This window comes from Variovorax sp. CF079 (assembly GCF_900101545.1).
Classification (GTDB): domain Bacteria; phylum Pseudomonadota; class Gammaproteobacteria; order Burkholderiales; family Burkholderiaceae_C; genus Variovorax.
The window spans coordinates 130,727-149,175 of record NZ_FMZU01000017.1; the positions used below are offsets into that span (position 1 = coordinate 130,727).

The window sequence follows — 18,449 nt, forward strand, 5'->3', positions numbered from 1 at the left end:
CATGAGCATCAAGTACACCAGGGACCACGAGTGGGTCCAGGCGGTCGGCGACGGCGTCGCCACCGTCGGCATCACCGTTCATGCGCAGGATGCGCTGGGCGACGTGGTCTTCGTCGACCTGCCGGAAGTCGGCAAGAGCTACAGCCAGGGCGATGTCGCCGGCGTGGTCGAGTCGGTCAAGGCGGCGGCCGACGTGTTCATGCCCATCACGGGCGAGATCACCGAAGTCAACGAGGCGCTGCGCGCCGACCCTTCGCTGGCCAACAGCGCGCCCGAAACCGAGGGCTGGTTCTTCAAGATGAAGATCAGCGACGCCTCGCAGCTCGATGCACTGCTCGACGCCACCACCTATCAAAAGTTCGCCGACGAAAACTGAACCGAACACGCCAATGCCGAAGTCTTCCCTGCCCTCCCTCAGCGAACTCGAGAACGCCGAGGAATTCATCGCCCGCCATATCGGCATCGAGGCCGATGACGAAGCGCGCATGCTCGCCGCCGTCGGCTCGACCACCCGCGCCGAGCTGATCGACGGCATCGTGCCGCCGGCCATCCGCCGCACGAAGCCGATGCGCCTGCCCGCCTCGGTGACGGAGGCCGACGCGCTGGCCGAGCTGAAGGCCATTGCGGCGAAGAACAAGGTGGCGAAGAACTTCATCGGCCAGGGCTACTATGGCACCCACACGCCCGGCGTGATCCTGCGCAACGTGCTCGAGAACCCGGCCTGGTACACCGCCTACACGCCCTACCAGGCCGAGATTTCGCAGGGCCGCATGGAGGCACTGGTCAACTTCCAGACCATGGTGTGCGACCTCACCGGCATGGCCATCGCCAATGCCTCGATGCTCGACGAGGCCACGGCGGCGGCCGAGGCGATGACGCTCGCCAAGCGCAGCGTCAAGAGCAAGAGCAACGTGTTCCTGGTCTCGGGCGACTGCCATCCGCAGACCATCGAGGTCATCAGAACGCGCGCGGCGCCGCTCGGCATCGAGGTCAAGGTCAGCACCGTGTCGGAGACCCTGCCGCACCTGATGGCCAGCGGCGATTTCTTCGGCGCACTCGCGCAGTACCCCTCGACCACCGGCCACGTGCACGACCTGCGCCCGCTCGCCGGCCACGCCCATGCGTGCGACGCCGCCTTCTGCGTGGCGGCCGACCTGCTGGCGCTCACGCTGCTGGCGCCGCCCGGCGAATGGGATGCCGACATCGTCTGCGGCACCACGCAGCGCTTCGGCATGCCGATGTGCAACGGCGGCCCGCACGCGGCCTATCTGGCCTGCCGCGACGAGTTCAAGCGCTCGCTGCCCGGCCGCCTGGTGGGCGTGAGCGTGGACACGCAAGGCCAGCCGGCCTACAGGCTCGCGCTGCAGACGCGCGAGCAGCACATCCGGCGCGAGAAGGCCACTTCCAACATCTGCACGGCGCAGGTGCTGCCGGCGGTGGTCGCGAGCATGTACGCGGTCTACCACGGGCCCGAAGGCCTGACGCGCATCGCGCAGCGCGTGGCTGCGCTCACCGCGGTGCTGGCGCAGGGCCTCGAACAGATGGGCCGCGAGCTGGCCAATGAGACCTCCTTCGACTCGCTCACCGTCAAGACCGGCGAGGACACGCCGAAAATCCAGGAGCGCGCGCAGGCGGCAAGCATCAATCTGCGCCAGCGCCTGCAGAACCACCTGGGCATTTCGCTCGACGAGACCACCACCCGCGCCGACATCGAGACGCTGTGGGCCCTGTTCGTGCCTGCCGGCACGCCGATGCCGCGCTTCGACGAGCTGGCCGGCAGCATCGCGCCGCGCATCCCCGAGGACCTGCGCCGCACCAGCGCCTTCCTCACGCACCCGGTGTTCAACACCCACAAGAGCGAGACCGCGATGCTGCGCTACATCCGCAGCCTCTCCGACAAGGACCTGGCGCTCGACCGCAGCATGATCCCGCTCGGCAGCTGCACCATGAAGCTCAACGCGACCAGCGAGATGATCCCGATCACCTGGCCCGAGTTCGCCAACATCCACCCCTTCGCGCCGGCCGAGCAATTGCAGGGCTATGCGCAGCTCGACGCCCAGCTGCGCGCCTGGCTCTGCGAGGCCACCGGCTATGCGGGCATCAGCCTGCAGCCCAATGCCGGCTCGCAGGGCGAGTACGCCGGCCTGCTGGCGATCAAGGCCTTCCATGAAGCCAAGGGCGAAGGGCATCGCAACATCTGCCTGATCCCCTCCTCCGCGCACGGCACCAACCCGGCGAGCGCGCAGATGGTCGGCATGCAGGTGGTGGTGACGGCCTGCGACGCGCAAGGCAACGTCGACATGGACGACCTGAAGCGCGCCTGCGAGAAGCACGGCGACAAGCTGGCCGCGGTGATGATCACCTACCCCAGCACGCACGGCGTGTTCGAAACCCGCGTCAAGGAACTCTGCGAGATCGTGCATGCGCACGGCGGCCGCGTCTACGTGGACGGCGCCAACATGAACGCGCTGGTCGGCGTGGCAGCGCCCGGTGAGTTCGGCGGCGACGTGAGCCACCTGAACCTGCACAAGACCTTCTGCATTCCGCACGGCGGCGGCGGCCCGGGCGTCGGGCCGGTGTGCGTGGTCGAAGATCTCGTGCCTTATCTGCCGGGGCATGCGACGGCAGGCGTCGCGTCCAACGGCGTCGGCGCCGTGTCGGCCGCGCCGCTGGGCAATGCCGCGGTGCTGCCGATCAGCTGGATGTACTGCCGCATGATGGGTGCCGTGGGCCTGCAGGCCGCCACGGAGATCGCGATCCTGAGCGCCAACTACATCAGCTCCCGCCTCAAGGAGCACTACCCCACGCTCTATGCGAGCCCCAACGGCCACGTGGCGCACGAATGCATTCTCGACCTGCGACCGCTCAAGGACACGAGCGGCGTGACGGCCGAGGACGTGGCCAAGCGGCTGATCGACTACGGCTTCCACGCACCGACGCTGAGCTTCCCGGTGCCGGGCACGCTGATGGTGGAGCCGACCGAGAGCGAACCGCTGGCCGAGCTCGACCGCTTCATCGACGCGATGATCGCGATCCGCGGCGAGATCCGCCGCGTCGAGGAAGGCGTCTGGCCCAAGGACGACAACCCGCTCAAGCATGCGCCGCACACCGCGGCCAGCCTGCTCGTGAGCGAATGGACGCATCCCTACTCGCGCGAGCTCGGCGCCTTTCCGCTTGCCACGCTCAAGGGGGCCAAGTACTGGCCGCCGGTCGGCCGCATCGACAACGTCTACGGCGACCGCAACCTGTTCTGCAGCTGCGTGCCGGTAGGCGAATACGCCTGATTGCACCCGTTCGGGCTGAGCTTGTCGGAGCCGGCCCCGTGCAACAAATTTTTACAAATGGCAGGGTCGCACCTGTCGATCCCGCCGTCGCTGCTTCGACGTCCAGGTAGAGCCCCGATTCCAGCGGGCTCCCAACCCCAGGAGAAACGACATGCGATTCATGGTGATTGTGAAAGCGAGCAAGGATTCGGAAGCCGGCGTGATGCCCACCGAGCAGCTGCTCACCGAGATGGGCAAATACAACGAAGAGCTCGTGAAGGCCGGCGTGATGCTGGCCGGCGAGGGACTGCAGCCGAGCTCGAAGGGCGCGCGGGTGCGGTTCGAAGGCAAGCAGCGCACCGTGATCGACGGGCCCTTCAGCGAAACCAAGGAGCTGGTCGCCGGCTACTGGCTGTGGCAGGTGCGCTCGAAGGACGAAGCGATCGAATGGCTCAAGCGCGCGCCCTTCACCGGCAACGAAGAGGTCGAACTGCGCCAGGTCTTCGAGATGGAGGACTTCGGTGCCGAGTTCACGCCCGAACTGCGCGAGCAGGAAAAGCGCTTGATGGAGGAGATCAAGAAAAAGAAGTGAAGCCACCCATCAAGTCAACGGAGATCCCAAGATGAAATTCATGGTCATTCGCAAGGCCGACCCGGACACCGAGGCCGGCGTGATGCCGACCGAGCAGCTGGTCACCGACATGCTCAAGTACAACGAGGAGATGATCAAGGCCGGCGTGATGCTCGACGGCATGGGGCTGCAGCCCAGCGTCAAGGGCGCGCGCGTCAAGTTCAGCAACGGCAAGCCGGCGGTGATCGACGGCCCCTTCACCGAGGCCAAGGAGCTGATCGCCGGCTTCAGCCTGATCCAGGTGAAGTCGCGCGAAGAAGCGATCGAGTGGGTCAAGCGCTGGCCGCCAATCGACGGCGGCGGCAACGTCGAGATCGAGATCCGGCAGGTGTACGAGGCCGAGGACTTCGGCGCCGAGTTCACGCCCGAGATGCGCAAGCACGAAGAGTGGCTGCGTGAAGCGGCCGAGAAACGCGCCTCGTCCGGCCACTGAGGGCCCTCGACGTATATCCTTGCGGCTCCTCGAAAAGGACTGCTCGGATGAGATACGTGATCCTGCGCAAAGCCGGCCCGCATGGCGAGGCCGGCCTTTTTCCGCCTCTTTCCCCGGTGCCCGGCATCGTGCTGCATGAAAGCGCCGAGCTGCAGCCCAGCGCCGCGGGCGTGCGCATCAGCTTCTCGGATAAGGGGCCGCAACAGACCCCGGGGCCGTTCACCGAATCGAAGCAAGTGGTCGCCGGCCTCAGCATCGTCGAGGCCGACTCGCAGCAAACGGCGATCGACTGGTTGCGAGACGCGCCGGTCGGCGATGCCGAAGCCGAATTCGAGATCCGTGAAACCGGCTGCGCAGGCGGCCTGTCCGGCATCGACCCGTCGGGCGCCGCGACCAAGCCGCGCTTCCTGATCCTGGTGAAGGCCGATGCAGCCACCGAAGCCGAAGCGCCCAGCGACCCGGCGCGGCTGGCGGCCATGGCGCGGCGCAACGACGAAGGCGTGAAGGCCGGCGTGCTGCTCTCGGGCGACGGACTCCGATCGACCGCCAGGAGCACGCGCGTGAAGCTCGCAGGCGGCAGGAACAGCGTGATGGACGGGCCTTTCGCGGAAGCGAAGGAACTGGTCGCGGGCTACTGGCTGATCCAGGCCGATTCGCTGGACGAGGCGATCGCCTGGGTCCGTCGCTATCCCTACGCCCAGGAACGGCCCGAGGTCGAGATTCGCCCGGTCGTATGGCCATGAGCGCCGCCCGGCCGCCCGAAGGCGCTCGCACCGCAGCGCGAAGCGCGAAGGTACTTCAATGACGTTTCGCGACATCGACCTCTTCGCCGACCGCATGCTGGGCGGCGCACCCTTCATCGAAACCATCGCCGGTGCCGAGCTCGCGTCGAGCACCATCCAGGGCCGCGGCATGTTCGCCCGGCGTGCCTGGGCCACTGGCGAGCTGCTCTGCGTCCTCGACGGCCAGGTGGTCGACGTCACGCGCCACCCGGCCGTGATCGACGCGCTCGAATGGAACGCGCTGAGCCCGCAGCGGCTGCTGGTGCGCGCGCTGCGCACCAGCTACGGCTTCATCAACCACAGCGGCCGGCCCAACACCCGCATCGACGCCGACGGCCGCACGATGCGCGCCTGCAGGCCGATCTCGCCGGGCGACGAGCTGACGATGGACTATTTCGAGCAGCCCGTGCCGCCTGTGTACCTCGCAAGCCTCGAAGCGGCCGTGCTGAAGAAAAATTCTTGAGGGTGCTGTCGATTTCGGCACCCATCGTTCGACGTCCTTGCAGGGCCGGAGTTTTTCGGCTCGCAACCCATCCAAGGAGTGACTGACATGCGATTCATGATGCTGATGATCCCCAAGGGCTACGAGAGCGCGCCCCCCGGCACCATGCCCGACGCGAAGGCGGTCGAGGCGATGATGAAATACAACAAGGCACTGAAGGACGCGGGCGTGCTGATCACGCTCGACGGCCTGCGCCCGCCCTCCGAGGGCGCGCGCGTCAGCTTCCCCGGCGGCAAACCCAAGGTGACCGACGGCCCCTTCGCCGAGGCCAAGGAAGTGCTGGGTGGCTACTGGATGATCGATGTGAAGTCGCAGGAAGAGGCGATCGCCTGGGCCTCGCGCTGCCCGGCGTCGGAGAACGAGGTCATCGAGATCCGCCGGGTGCAGGAAATGGAAGACTTCCCGCCCGACGTGCAGAAGGCGGCCGAGGGCTTCGATCAGTTGCAGAAGCGCTGAAGCGATGACCACGCCGGACATTCACCGCACCATCAGCGCCGTCTGGCGCATCGAGTCCGCCCGGATCATCGGTGCGCTCGCGCGCATGGTGCGCGATGTCGGCGTGGCCGAGGAGCTGGCGCAGGACGCGCTGGTGGCCGCGCTCGAGCAATGGCCGCGCGAGGGCGTGCCGGACAACCCCGCCGCGTGGCTCATGCAGGCCTCCAAGCACCGCGCGCTGGACCTGCTGCGCCGGCGCAAGCTGCATGCGTGCAAGGAAGGCGAGATCGGCCGCGAGCTCGATGCGCAGCACGAGATGGCGGCGGCGGACTTCGCCGAGGCGGTCGATGCCGCACTCGACGACGACGTCGGCGACGACCTGCTGCGCCTGGTGTTCACGGCCTGCCACCCCGTGCTCTCGCCCGAGGCGCGCGTGGCGCTGACCCTGCGCATGCTGGGCGGCCTCACCACCGACGAGATCGCGCGCTCCTTCCTCGTGCCCGAACCCACCATCGCGCAGCGCATCGTGCGCGCCAAGCGCACGCTGGCCGCCGCGCGCGTGCCCTTCGAGGCACCGCGTGCGGACGAACTCGCAACGCGCCTCGCCTCGGTGCTGGAGGTGGTCTACCTGGTGTTCAACGAGGGCTACTCGGCCACCGCCGGCGACGACTGGATGCGCCCCGCCCTGTGCGAGGAAGCGCTGCGCCTGGGCCGCATCCTGGCCGAGCTCGTGCCGGACGAACCGGAAGTGCACGGCCTGGTCGCGCTGATGGAGATCCAGGCCTCGCGCTCGGCCGCGCGCGTCGATGCCGAGGGCGAACCGGTGCTGCTGCTCGACCAGAACCGCGCGCGCTGGGACCAGCTGCTGATCCGGCGCGGCTTCGCGGCGCTGGCGCGGGCCGAGGCCCTGGGCGGCGCGCTCGGACCCTATGCGCTGCAGGCCGCGATCGCCGCCTGCCATGCGCGCGCGCGCACCGCACAGGAAACCGACTGGACGCGCATCGCAGCGCTCTACGAAGCGCTGTCGCAGCTCGCGCCCTCGCCCATCGTGGAGCTCAATCGCGCGGTCGCGCTCTCGATGGCATTCGGTCCGGCCGTGGGCCTGGAGCTGGTCGATGCGCTGCGCGCCGAGCCGCAACTCAAGGGCTACCACCTGCTGCCGAGCGTGCGCGGCGACCTGCTCGCCAAGCTGGGCCGCAAGGCCGAGGCCTGCGCGGAGTTCAAGCACGCGGCATCGCTCACGCGCAACGCGCGCGAGCGCAAGCTGCTCCTGATGCGGGCGCTGGTCTGCTCGGGCAGCCCAGCCTAGGTTGACACTAGTTCTTCTTCGCCAGCGCGCCGCCGGCGACCTGGCCGCGCAGTTCGCGCAGCTTCGCCTTGAGCCGGCGTTCGTTGACCAGGCCGGTGCGGATCAGCGCCTTCTGGCCGGCCGAGAGGTTCTCTAGCTTCGGATCGGCGAACTCGTAGTGCGTCGAAGGCCGATCGGAAGGCGCGTCGCCCTTGATCTCGACCAGCTTCACCGCCAGCGGCCCGGCGGGTTCGGGCGCCTGCAGCAGATGGTCGATCACCGCCACCAGCCGGTCGTTGAAGTAGCGGCCCGGGTAGCCCTGTTCTTCGTACGCCTGCTGGAACAGCGGGTAGAGCTTCACGTAGAGCGCCGCCGCGCGCTGCGTGTTCACCGATTCGACGAACAGCACCAAGGGCGTGTAGCGCGCGCCGTTGTCCAGGCTGATGGTCCGCGCCTCCCCGCTGCCGCTGACCTCGAAACGCTTTGGCGTGCGCTGCACCGGCCACATGCGCGCGGCCGCCTGGTCGCGCGGCAGGTTGTCGACCGTGGCGACGAAGCGGCGCACGAAACCGTCGGCCTGCAGGAAGGACGCGACGGCCTTGCCGCCGAGCAGTTCGGTGAGCGCCGAGCGCACCTTCGCATCGGCATCGTCGAGCTTGGGCAGGTCCGCGTCGGCGGTGGCGTCGACCGGATGCTGCGGCTCGGTCGATGCGGCCGGCGGTGGAGCGGCCGGTCCCGGCTGCGGCGCCGCGGCGACCGGCGGCGCTTCGGCCGGCACCGCCTGCTGCTTCGACCAGCGCCACCAGACTGCGCCGGCAGCCAGCGCCAGCACGACGAGGACGACGACGATCCACAGCGAGGTTTCGCGTGCGGGCCTGAAATCTGCGCTCTCGCGTTGGGGCATGGAAGCATCTCCTTTCATGAGCCCCGTCATTGGACGCCATTTCGCGCCCAGCGGCAGGCACCACACTGGTAACGTCCTGTGAACGCCGAGGTCTAGGGCTCGCCGCCCTCCGGCAGGTGGATCAGGCCGGTGTGGAAGTCGTACTCGAACACCTCGCCGTAACGGCCCCATTCGATCGCGGTGCGCAACACGCGTTCGGCTTCCACGGCGTCCAGGCTCTCGCTCAGCAAATGCAGGAACGGCTCCTCGGGCAGTTCCCCGGATGGGGCCTGCTCCAGGCTGTGGCGAATGTGCGCCGCCAGCGGCACGTGGGCCAGCAGCTGCTGGCCGAAGAGCTGCCGGCGCAGCGTGTGCGTACCCTCCACATAGCGCTGTCCCAGCGGCGTGAGGTGCAGGTCGGCATCGGCCAGCTGCGCGAAGCCGAGCAGCGCCAGCGCCTGGGCCAGCGGCAGCAGCTCCTGGTCGGTGAGTTCGGCTTCTTCCGCCAGTTGCGGCAGGTCGGCGCGACCTTGCCGGTCGTCGTCGACCAGCATCTCCAGCAAGGCCTCCATGCGCCCGACGTCGGCATCGGGCAGCCGGTCGCCCAGGTGCATGTGCAGCGGCTCTTCGCGCGCGCGCTCGACGACGGCGGCGCCGGCAGTCATGAGCGTGTAGACCTCGTCGATCAGCGCGCGCACTTCCAGGCTTTCGCCGTCGCGCGGACGCGGCAGCGCAATCGGCAGCTCGGCACGCACGCGGCCCGGGTCGCTGGCGAAGATCAGCACGCGGTCGGCCATGAGCACCGCTTCCTCGATGTTGTGCGAAACGACCAGCATCGCCTTGGTCGGCATGGCGCCGCCGTCCCACAGCTGCAGGATGTCGTCGCGCAGGCGTTCGCCGGTCAGCACGTCGAGCGCGGAGAAGGCCTCGTCCATCAGCAGCACCTCGGGCTCGACCACGAGCGCGCGCGCGATGCCCACGCGCTGGCGCATGCCGCCCGAGAGCTCGCGCGGCAAGGCGCCCTCGAAGCCCGCGAGGCCGATCAGCGCGATGGCCGCAGCAGCACGCCGCGCACGCTCGGCCGGCTCGACGCCGCGCGCCTCCAGCCCCAGCTCCACGTTTTGCTGCACCGTGAGCCACGGGAACAGCGCGAAGGACTGGAACACCATCGCGATGCCGCGCGCCGGACCGTACAGCGGCTGGCCGCGGTAGCGCACGCCGCCGCCGTCCACGCCGATGAGGCCGGCCAGGATGCGCAGCAGCGTCGATTTGCCCGAGCCCGACTGGCCCAGCAGCGCGACGATCTCGCCTTCGGCGAGCCGGAAGTCCACGCCCTCGAGCACCGGACGCGCGGCACCGTCGGCGGAGCGGAAGGACTTGCGAACGCCCTTGAGTTCAACGATGGCTTCGGCCATGCTTGTTGCTCCTTGCAGATCAGAAATGCATCCGGTTTTCGGCCAGTTCGTAGAGCCGGCGCCAGACGAAATGGTTCATGCCCATCACGAACACGCACATCACGCCGATGCCCAAAGCGATGCGCGGGAAATCGCCGATGGCCGTCATGTGGGCGATGTAGCTGCCCAGGCCCGCAGCCTGCAGCGTGGTGTCGCCCCAGGTCACGTACTCGGCCACGATGCTGGCGTTCCACGAGCCGCCGCTGGCCGTGATGGCGCCGGTGACGAAGCTCGGGAACACGGCCGGCAGCAGGTAGCGCCGCCAGCGCAGCCAGCCGCCGAGGCCCAGATTCCGGGCTGCATAGCGCAGCTCGGTCGGCACGCTCGACGCGCCGGCGATCACGTTGAAGAGCAGGTACCACTGCGTGCCCAGCACCATCAGCGGCGCCAGCCAGATGTTCGGATTCAGGTGCCAGCGCACAATGAACAGCACCGCCACCGGGAACATCAGGTTGGCCGGAAACGCGGCCAGGAACTGCGCCACGCCCTGCAGCCGCTCGGCCCAGCGCGGATTCATGCCGACCCAGATGCCCACCGGCACCCACACCAGCGCCGCCAGCGCGATCAGCACCAGCACGCGCGCCAGCGTGTAGAGCCCCAGCACGAACACGTGCACGACCTCGGACCAGCCGACCTCGGTATGGATGAAGCGCACGAGCCAGGCGGCCGCCAGCAGCACGGCCGCGGCCAGCGTCGCGTCCCACACGCGCGCTACGGCAGGGTTGAGCGGCCGCGGGCGGGCCTTGATCGAGGTGCCGTCATGGTCGCGCCGAAAGAACATCAGCGAGCGTTCGAGCAGCCGCACGAAACGCAGCGCGATGTGCTTCAGCCTGTCGGTGCGGCGCAGCCAGGTCAGGAGCCAGGAGCGCGGCGCATCCTCGCCGCCGCCCTCCTCGAAGCGGAACTTGTCGGCCCAGGCGATCAGCGGCCTGAAGAACAGCTGGTCGTAGAGCACGATGCCGACCAGCATGCCGCCGATCGCCCAGCCGATGGCGCCCAGGTCGCGCGCCTCGATCGCCGTCGCGATGTAGGAGCCCACGCCCGGCAGCTTGATGCTCTGGTTTGACACCGAGATGGCCTCGGAGGCGACGACGAAGAACCAGCCGCCGGACATCGACATCATCATGTTCCACAGCAATCCCGGCATCGCGAACGGCAGCTCGAGGCGCCAGAAGCGCTGCCATCCCGAGAGCTGGAACACCGCCGCCGCCTCGCGCAGTTCCGCCGGCACGGTGCGCAGCGACTGGTACAGGCTGAAGGCCATGTTCCAGGCCTGCGAGGTGAAGATGGCGAAGATCGCCGCACACTCCACGCCGAGCAGATTGCCCGGGAAGAGCGCGATGAAGCCGGTGACGGTGATCGACAGGAAGCCGAGGATCGGAATGGACTGCAGGATGTCGAGCACCGGCACCAGCACCCGCTCCGCCGCGCGGTACTTGGCAGCCAGCGCGGCAAAGATGCAGCTGAAGATCAGCGATGCGCAGAGGGCCAGGAACATGCGCAGCGTCGTGCGCAGCAGGTAGTACGGCAGCATCCACGGGTCGAGGCTGATCGGCAGCGCCTCTCCCAGCTCGTAGGGCCGCACCATCTGCGAGCCGCCCCAGGCCAGCGCGAACAGCAGCGCCAGCACCAGCGGCAGCAAGGCCCAGTCCCAGCGGTTGCCGCCGGAAGCGACCGTCTGGCGCGGGAAAAAGCGTTTGTCGAGCATGAGGCGGCGGACGCGGAGGGCCGAAGTTCGCAGACCCTGGCCCGCGGCGGGCCGCCATTGTGCCTATGCAACCCGTGCGCGAACCTGACCAAATGCCTCGCTGATCTCGCGCGTGACCTTCAGGAAACGGTCGATGTCCGTGGCCGAATTGCAATGCAGCGGCGACACGCGCACGGCCCCTTCGAGGCCGAAGGAATGCAGCATCCGCTTCGAGTACAGGCTCGTCGCGACGCGTTCATAGACGATGACCCCGCGCTTCTCGTACTCGCGCACGGCCTGGGCGTGCTCGAGATTCTCGATGCCGATGGCCAGGATCAGGTCGCGCTTCGTCAGGTTTTCGTGGTCGAGGAATACCTTCACGCCGTCCATCCGGCGCAGGCCGGCGATGCCCTCGCTGCCGTTGAGCATGCGCGCGAGCAGCGCACGTTCGTGCAGCTCGATGCTCTGAATGCCGCTGGCGAAAAGGGTGCGCCGGTCGTCGCTCGCAACGAACTGGCTGCCGAGCCAGCACACGTAGTTCACGATCTCGGTCACGACGGCGAACTGCCAGGGTGCGGCGCTGCCCAGATCCCAGAAGTCCTTCTTCTTGCCGGCCAGCTTGTGGTGCGGCAGGACCGAGGCGCGTTCCGACAGCCACGACATGCCCGATCCCCTGCAGCCGAAGAACTTGTAGGGCGCGATGTTGATGCCGTCCACCGGCGTCTTCTGCAGATCGATCAGGCCGTGCGGTGCGTGCTGCACGGCATCCACGACGATGTAGAGGTCCGGCTTGACGGCACGCGCCTGCTTCACGATCTCGTGGATGTCGAGCTTGGCGCCGGAGATGTTGGACGCATAGATCACGCTCAGCAAGGAGGTGTTCTCGTCGACCAGGCCGACGATCTCTTCCACATCGATCCCGCCGGTGGCAGGGTTGGACTTCGCGACCCGCAGCTCTTTGCCCGTACGCTCGGCGTAGAGGGACATGGCATCGAAAGAGGACGGATGCTCGAGCACGGTCGTCACCATGTTCGTGCCGGGAATGTTCTCGGCCACAGCACGGACCATGTCGAACATCCCGCCCGAGGCCGTGAGGGCGGCGTAGACGCTGCCGCCCCTGGCGTTCAGGATCGTGCGAAGGTCTTCCGTTCCCCTGGCCTGGACCTCCTGCAGAAAGATCGCGAGTTCGTGGATGCGCTCCGGGCAATCCGGCAGGGCGTCGATGCGGGCGAACTGATCGACGGCGGCCTTCAATCGGAACGACCCTCCTGCGTTGTCGAAGAAGAGACGTTCGCGGCCATTCATGTCGTGGTCGACGTAGTGGAAGCGGCTCTTCACCTCCTTCATCAATGCGTCGGAAAAGAGTTCGCCTTCAGCGATGTTCATTCTGGTGTTCCATGGTTCGGCAAGAGTTGATTTTCGAAGCGGCCAAAGATTTCCAAAAGCGATATTTTTCGATACGATTCGATGAGAAAAAGAGGCCTCGATGATGATGACTTTCAAGCAGCTCGAGGCTCTGTACTGGATCGGCGAACTGGGCAGCTTCGCGCTGGCCGCCCACAAGCTGCACACCTCGCAGTCGGCGGTGTCCAAGCGGGTTCACGAACTCGAGATGGTGTTCGACACCGAGCTGTTCGATCGCAGCCAGCGTTCCGCGCGTCTCACCGACAAGGGCGAGGAGATGTTCGTGCTGGCCAAGAAGCTGCTCGATCAGCGCGATGCCGCGGTCGAGCAGTTCAGCCGGGTCGACGTGATCGAACGCCGCGTTCGCATCGGCGTCACCGAGCTCACGGCAATGACCTGGCTGCCGCGCTGGGTCGAGCTGATCCAGGAGCACTACCCCAAGGTCACCCTCGAGCCGGACGTGGACAGCAGCGTCAACCTGCGCGAGAAGGTGCTGGCAGACGAACTGGACCTGATCGTCGTGCCCGATGCATTCGCCGATACGCGGATTCCCAAGAAGGCGATCGGCAAGGTCGAGAGTGCCTGGATGTGCAAGCCGGGCCTCGTCAAGAGCAGCAAGCCGATCCGCCTGCATGAACTGGCGAGCCACCGCATGCTGATCCAGGGCGTCAAATCCGGGACGGGTCTGCTCTACGACAGCTGGATGAAGGATCTGGGCGTCCAGCCTTCGAACCCCATCGTCATCCACAACCTGGTGGCCTTGATCGGATTGACGATATCCGGCCTGGGCGTGAGCTACCTGCCGAAGGAAGCGGTCAGCCAGATGCTGGAAGAAGGATCGCTGGCGCTGATCAAGGTGACGCCCGCCCTGCCGCCCGTCACCTACGTCGCGATGTACAAGGGCGAGCACCGGAGCTCGCTGCTGGCATCGATCATCATGCTGGCCCAGTCGTGCTGCGACTTCACCCGGATGTTTCAGGCCGTCAAGGGATGACACCGGCAACGCACGAGCCGTCGTCTCACACGCCCTTGTTGTTGGGGTTCTTGTAGACCTCTTTCACCGCCTCGGTCATCGGAAAATTCAGGTTCGCATTGGTCGGAGGGATCGGCTTCATGAACCACTTGGCATAGATCTGCTCGATGGCGCCCGACTTCATCAGGTCGGTCACCGTCTTGTCCACCAGTTCCTTGAACTGCGGGTCGTCCTTGCGGTACATGATGCCGTAGGGTTCCTGGCGCAGCGATTCCGAGGTGAGGATCTTGAAGTCGCCCGGCTTCGGCGACGTGGCGATCAGGCCTGCCAGTTGCACGTCGTCGAGGATGTAGGCGGCCGCGCGGTCGGATGCGAGGAGCAGGAATCCGTCCGCCGTGTCCTTCGCGGCCACTTCCTGGACCTCGATGTTCCCGGACTTTCGATAGGCGCGCAGAAGCTGGACGCCGGTGCTGCCTGCGACTGTCGAGACCGTCTTGCCATTCAGCTCGGCCAGCGAATTGATGCCGGAGTCCTTCTTCACCGCGGCCGTGATGCTGGTGACGAAATGACTCGGGGCGAAGGCCACCTGCTGCTGGCGCTGGACCGTGTTGGTGGTGGTTGCACAGTCGAGGTCGACGGTGCCGTTGGTCAAGAGCGGGATGCGGTTGGTCGAGGTCAGGATCGTGTAGCGCACTTCCAGGGTGGGCATGCCGAGCCTGGCCTTGACCGCATCCACGATCTTCAGGCAGATGTCATTGGTGAAGCCGACCGGGTCGCCGCCGCCGGTGGGCTTGTAAGAGAACGGGATCTGGCTGTCGCGGCCACCGATCGAAATGCTTCCGTTCGCCTTGATCTTGCTCAGCGTGTCGCTTTGAGCCAGCGCGGTCGAGCACAGCAGCGCGGCGCTCAGGCCCAAGGTCAATGAGAGTCGAAATTTCATCGGGAGCTTTCGGGAAGGTTGCGTTGGCGCAAATTCTCGAAGCGAGCACCCGTTTCTAAAAGCGATTTATTTTCATCGACTTGAAGGCCATAAAGTGATCAGTGGCGGCAAGGACTAGAGCGGAAAGGCCTCCAGCCCCGGCTGCCCCTCGGCCCCCTTGACCGGCGTGTGCGCCACGTTCATCACCCAGCAGACCATCGTGAAATAGCCCACCAGCGCGCTGAGTTCGACCACCGCCTGCTTGCCGAAGCGGGCCTCGGCCGCGGCGTAGGTCGGCTCGCTCACGCCGTGGTGGTGCAGCAGCTCCAGCGCGAGATCGAGCGCGAGCTGCTCGTCCTGCGCCAACGGTGCCGCGCGCCGGCCGAGGCGCAGCGCTTCGATGGCCTCGGCACTGACACCGGCCTTGACCGCCGCCGTCGCATGCAGCACCCACTCGAACTGGTTGCCCACGTGGCGCGCGACCGCGCAGGTCACGAGCTCGCGCACGCGCGCATCGAGTTGGCTGTCGAAGCGCAGGTACTCCCCGAGGCTGCCGATGCGCTCCATCAGCACCGGGCTTTGCAGCAATGGGATGAAGGGACCGAAGACCGCCTTGCGCGGACCATCGATCAGCGCCTGGGCGGCGGCGCGCTGCGCCTGCGACATCGAGTCGGCCGCCGGCATCGGCAGGCGCTCGGCCCAGGGACGGGTATGGCCTTGTTCGAACATGGAGGGATTCCTTTCTTCAATGGAGAGAGACGGGGATCATGCGCGCGCGAAGCAGCCACCATGCGCTTCCGAGCAGCGCCACGGCACCCACGGCCAGCGCGCTGAAGAGGCCGCCGAAGCCCTGCGCGCCGCCGCTCAGTGCGGACGAGAGCACCGGCCCGGCCATCTGGCCGATGGCGAAGGCCGCTGTCATGCGGCCCAGCGCGCGCGTCGGATCGCCCACGGTGCGCGCCCTCGCCTCCTGCATCCCGGCCATGGTCGCGACCATGAAGGTGCCGCCCACCAGCAGCGCGGCCAGCAGCACCGTGAAGGCCGACAGGTGCAGCACCGGCAGCAGGCAACCCAGCGCCATCAATGCGTGGCTCCCGGCCAGCACGTGGCGGCGCGCAACCCGCGCCAGCACCACGCTGGCGAGCAGCGTCGACACTGCGGCCGCCGCGCCGAACAGCGGCCAGGCGGCGCCAAAGACGGCCGGATCGTCGACCACCGCGCGCGCCAGCACCGGCAGAAAGGTGGCCGGCAGGATGTAGCCGAAACCGAGGATGCCGTAGCAGATCACCAGGCCCCATGAGACGCCGCCGGCCGGTGCCGTTGCGGCAGCATTCGCGGGCGCTGCCGATACGATCGCGCCGCGCGGCATCAGCGCTGCCACCGCGAGCAGGCCCACCAGCGCCAGCGCGCCGAGCTGCAGCCACAGCGCATCGGGTGCCAGGCCGGCCGTACCCGCACGCCAGCAATAGAGACCGGCCGCTGCGATGCCGGCGCCGACCCCGGCATACAGCAGGCCGGGACCTGCGGGCCGATCGAAACGCGCCAGCCAGACCAGGCACCAGACGCTGGTGCTCACCAGCGCCCAGGCACTCGCCACGCCGGCGATGAAGCGCAGCAACAGCCAGAGCGCGAGCGAGCCGGTCCAGCCCATGGCCGCGGTCGACAGCGCAATCGCGGCCAGCGCCAGCAGTCCAACGCGCTGCGGCGACAGCGGGACGCGCGCAGTGGTGAGCGCACCCAGCAGGTAGCCAGCGTAGTTGGCCGCGGCGAGCCAGCCGCCGGCTGCCACGTCGGCGCTGCCGGCGCGGATCATCAGCGGCAGCATGGGCGTGAAGGCGAAGCGCCCGATGCCCATCGCCATCGCCAGCGCGAGCAGGCCCGCGGTGCAGACCGCGATGAAAGACGGTTGCGGTGCGGTGATCGAAGGGTTCGACATGGGTCGCTATTAGACGCAGAATGCGGATGCTCCACAAATGAATTATCGAGAACAATCATTCTTCACATGAGAACTATCGACCTGGACTCCCTGGAGATTTTTCGCACCGTGGTGGCCGAGGGCGGCGTGATCCGCGCGGCGGGCAAGCTCAACCGCGTGCAGTCCAACATCACGACCCGCATCCAGCAGCTCGAAGAGCGGCTGGGCCACAAGCTGTTCCTGCGCCAGGGCCGCTCGCTCGCGCTGGCGCCCGCCGGCCACAAGCTGCTGCCCTATGCCGACCGCCTGCTGCGCCTGGCCGACGAGGCGGAGAGCGAGCTGCGCAGCGACCTGCCCTTGGGCACCTTCAAGCTGGGTTCGCTCGAAAGCACGGCCGGCAGCCGGCTCGCGCCGGTGCTCTCGCGCTTCCACAAGCTCTACCCGGGCGTGGTGGTCGAGCTGGTCACCGGTACCACGGGCGCGCTGCTGAAACGGGTGAACGCCTTCGAGGTCGAAGCGGCCTTCGTGTCCGAGCCTTTCTCCGCGCCGGGGTTCGAGACGATCTCGGTGTTCGAGGAAGAACTGGTGCTGGTCACCGCGCGCAGCGTGGCCTCCGTCACGCGACCGGGCGACCTCGCCGGCGCCACGCTGATCGCGTTCGCGCAAGGCTGCTCGTACCGTCGCCTGCTCGAGCAGTGGCTGGGCAAGGGCGGCGTCACGCCGGTCCGTTCGCTGGAGTTCTCCTCCTACCAGGCCATGATCGCCTGCGTGGCCGCGGGCACGGGTTTCGCCATCGTGCCGGTCTCGGTGCTCAAGGCCCTGCGCGCGACGGCCGACGTGCACCAGCACGCGCTGCCCGAACGCATCCGGACCAGCCGGACCCACCTGGTCTGGCGCGGCACGCCGTCCATGGCGCTGGCGCGGCTGATCGGCATGCTGCAGAAAAGCCTATGAAAAGAGTCCGTTGACTTCGCGCGCCGAGAGCATGTCTGCGCTCATCGCGTCATGACGCCCTTCGTCGAATGCCTCGGCGGCAACGCGGCGAAGCAAGGCGAGCGCAGCCTGCAAGGGACCGCAGCCCAGGCTGACGCGCCGCGCACCGGCGCGCGTGGCCGCGTCCACGGGAAGCGCCCCGGCGTAGCCCGCGTAGACATTCACCGGCAAGGAAACAGCGCGCACGAAGCGCGCCACTTCCTCGGCGCGATCCATCCCGGGCACGAAGATGCCGTCGGCACCCGCCGCGGCGTACCGCTGCGCCCGACGCACGGTGTCTTCGTAGCGCGCCGCCGCATCGTCATTGGCGACAAAGTAGGTGTCGGTGCGCGCATTGATGAACAACTGTGCTTCCATCTGCGCGGCCGTCTTGCGCAACGCGTCGATGCGTTCGCACAGGATTTCCGGGGGCGCCAGGCGTTGCGTCCCGGGAAGCACGCCGTCCTCGATGTTCACGCCGACGACGCCCATGTCGATCAATGCGCGAACCACGGCACATACTTCTTCGGTGCTGCGACCGAAGCCGCGCTCGATGTCGACGCTGACCGGAACGCTGGCCACGCGGCAGATGCGTGCGCAAACGGCGATCAGTTCGCCGGCAGGCATCTGCTCGCCATCCGCATGGCCGAGCGACCAGGCCATGCCGGCGCTCGTGGTGCCGATGGCCCGCGCGCCGGCACGCTCGACAACACGGGCGCTGACGGCGTCCCACGCATTCACCAGGGTCAGCGCGCCCGGGCCGGCGTGCAGTCGATAAAAAGTTTCTGCCCGCTTCCGGGCTTCGATGGATTGCATGAGGGCGAGCTTAGAGACGACACGCGCTGCGAACTTGGAAAAAACTGCTGTTCGCCATCCATCACTTTTCCTTTTCCGCGAGCGAATCGGCC

General features: G+C 67.4%; 18 protein-coding genes. 10 read left to right on the top strand and 8 right to left on the bottom strand.

Translation table 11 applies throughout. The features are described from left to right. Position 1 precedes the first annotated feature (1 nt). The 8 genes from gcvH to BLS74_RS22580 all read left to right on the top strand — a co-directional run bounded on the left by gcvH (position 2) and on the right by BLS74_RS22580 (position 7,355). Positions 2-376, top strand: a complete 375-nt coding sequence (gene gcvH, locus BLS74_RS22545) for a glycine cleavage system protein GcvH (RefSeq protein WP_093109379.1) — start codon at positions 2-4, stop codon at positions 374-376. Between the two features lie 13 nt (positions 377-389). Continuing rightward, positions 390-3,284 (top strand): aminomethyl-transferring glycine dehydrogenase, encoded by a 2,895-nt coding sequence (gene gcvP / locus BLS74_RS22550; protein ID WP_093109380.1) that lies wholly within the window; start codon positions 390-392, stop codon positions 3,282-3,284. Between the two features lie 151 nt (positions 3,285-3,435). After that, positions 3,436-3,855 (top strand): YciI family protein, encoded by a 420-nt coding sequence (locus BLS74_RS22555; RefSeq protein WP_093109381.1) that lies wholly within the window; start codon positions 3,436-3,438, stop codon positions 3,853-3,855. 31 nt (positions 3,856-3,886) lie between these two features. Further along, complete coding sequence (locus tag BLS74_RS22560; protein WP_093109382.1) at positions 3,887-4,327, top strand: YciI family protein; 441 nt, start codon at positions 3,887-3,889, stop codon at positions 4,325-4,327. Between the two features lie 47 nt (positions 4,328-4,374). Next, entirely contained in the window at positions 4,375-5,070 is a 696-nt protein-coding gene (locus BLS74_RS22565; RefSeq protein ID WP_093109383.1) for a YciI family protein, read from the top strand. Between the two features lie 58 nt (positions 5,071-5,128). After that, entirely contained in the window at positions 5,129-5,572 is a 444-nt protein-coding gene (locus tag BLS74_RS22570) for an SET domain-containing protein-lysine N-methyltransferase (RefSeq protein ID WP_093109384.1), read from the top strand. Between the two features lie 87 nt (positions 5,573-5,659). Further along, positions 5,660-6,067 (top strand): YciI family protein, encoded by a 408-nt coding sequence (locus tag BLS74_RS22575; protein WP_093109385.1) that lies wholly within the window; start codon positions 5,660-5,662, stop codon positions 6,065-6,067. Between the two features lie 4 nt (positions 6,068-6,071). Next, positions 6,072-7,355, top strand: a complete 1,284-nt coding sequence (locus tag BLS74_RS22580; protein ID WP_093109386.1) for an RNA polymerase sigma factor — start codon at positions 6,072-6,074, stop codon at positions 7,353-7,355. 7 nt (positions 7,356-7,362) lie between these two features. Here the strand turns inward: BLS74_RS22580 and BLS74_RS22585 are convergent, their stop codons facing one another. The 4 genes from BLS74_RS22585 to BLS74_RS22600 form a co-directional block, all read right to left on the bottom strand. Further along, positions 7,363-8,238 (bottom strand): DUF3014 domain-containing protein, encoded by an 876-nt coding sequence (locus tag BLS74_RS22585; RefSeq protein WP_093109387.1) that lies wholly within the window; start codon positions 8,236-8,238, stop codon positions 7,363-7,365. A 92-nt stretch (positions 8,239-8,330) separates the two neighbouring features. Further along, positions 8,331-9,632 (bottom strand): ABC transporter ATP-binding protein, encoded by a 1,302-nt coding sequence (locus tag BLS74_RS22590; RefSeq protein WP_093109388.1) that lies wholly within the window; start codon positions 9,630-9,632, stop codon positions 8,331-8,333. Positions 9,633-9,651: 19 nt separating this feature from the next. Beyond that, entirely contained in the window at positions 9,652-11,379 is a 1,728-nt protein-coding gene (locus BLS74_RS22595) for an ABC transporter permease (RefSeq protein ID WP_093109389.1), read from the bottom strand. Positions 11,380-11,442: 63 nt separating this feature from the next. Beyond that, on the bottom strand, positions 11,443-12,744 hold the full coding sequence (locus BLS74_RS22600) for an aminotransferase class V-fold PLP-dependent enzyme (protein WP_093109390.1): 1,302 nt from the start codon (positions 12,742-12,744) through the stop codon (positions 11,443-11,445). A gap of 106 nt (positions 12,745-12,850) precedes the next feature. On the opposite strand from BLS74_RS22600, the gene BLS74_RS22605 reads away from it, so the two are divergent. Further along, positions 12,851-13,756: a LysR family transcriptional regulator gene (locus tag BLS74_RS22605; protein WP_093109443.1), complete on the top strand. Its 906-nt coding sequence runs from the start codon at positions 12,851-12,853 to the stop codon at positions 13,754-13,756. 25 nt (positions 13,757-13,781) lie between these two features. Here BLS74_RS22605 and BLS74_RS22610 read toward each other — a convergent pair whose 3' ends face one another. The 3 genes from BLS74_RS22610 to BLS74_RS22620 all read right to left on the bottom strand — a co-directional run bounded on the left by BLS74_RS22610 (position 13,782) and on the right by BLS74_RS22620 (position 16,590). Then, complete coding sequence (locus BLS74_RS22610; RefSeq protein ID WP_093109391.1) at positions 13,782-14,675, bottom strand: amino acid ABC transporter substrate-binding protein; 894 nt, start codon at positions 14,673-14,675, stop codon at positions 13,782-13,784. Between the two features lie 114 nt (positions 14,676-14,789). Then, a complete protein-coding gene (locus tag BLS74_RS22615; RefSeq protein ID WP_093109392.1) occupies positions 14,790-15,383 on the bottom strand; it encodes a carboxymuconolactone decarboxylase family protein in 594 nt (197 codons plus the stop codon). 16 nt (positions 15,384-15,399) lie between these two features. After that, a complete protein-coding gene (locus BLS74_RS22620) occupies positions 15,400-16,590 on the bottom strand; it encodes a YbfB/YjiJ family MFS transporter (protein WP_093109393.1) in 1,191 nt (396 codons plus the stop codon). A 66-nt stretch (positions 16,591-16,656) separates the two neighbouring features. Here BLS74_RS22620 and BLS74_RS22625 point away from each other — a divergent pair, with 66 nt between their 5' ends. Beyond that, complete coding sequence (locus BLS74_RS22625) at positions 16,657-17,523, top strand: LysR family transcriptional regulator (protein WP_093109394.1); 867 nt, start codon at positions 16,657-16,659, stop codon at positions 17,521-17,523. Here the strand turns inward: BLS74_RS22625 and BLS74_RS22630 are convergent. Then, the gene (locus BLS74_RS22630; protein ID WP_093109395.1) at positions 17,518-18,357 is read right to left on the bottom strand and encodes an isocitrate lyase/PEP mutase family protein; all 840 of its coding nucleotides are present in this window, start codon (positions 18,355-18,357) and stop codon (positions 17,518-17,520) included. The genes BLS74_RS22625 and BLS74_RS22630 overlap by 6 nt on opposite strands. Between the last annotated feature and the right edge of the window lie 92 nt (positions 18,358-18,449).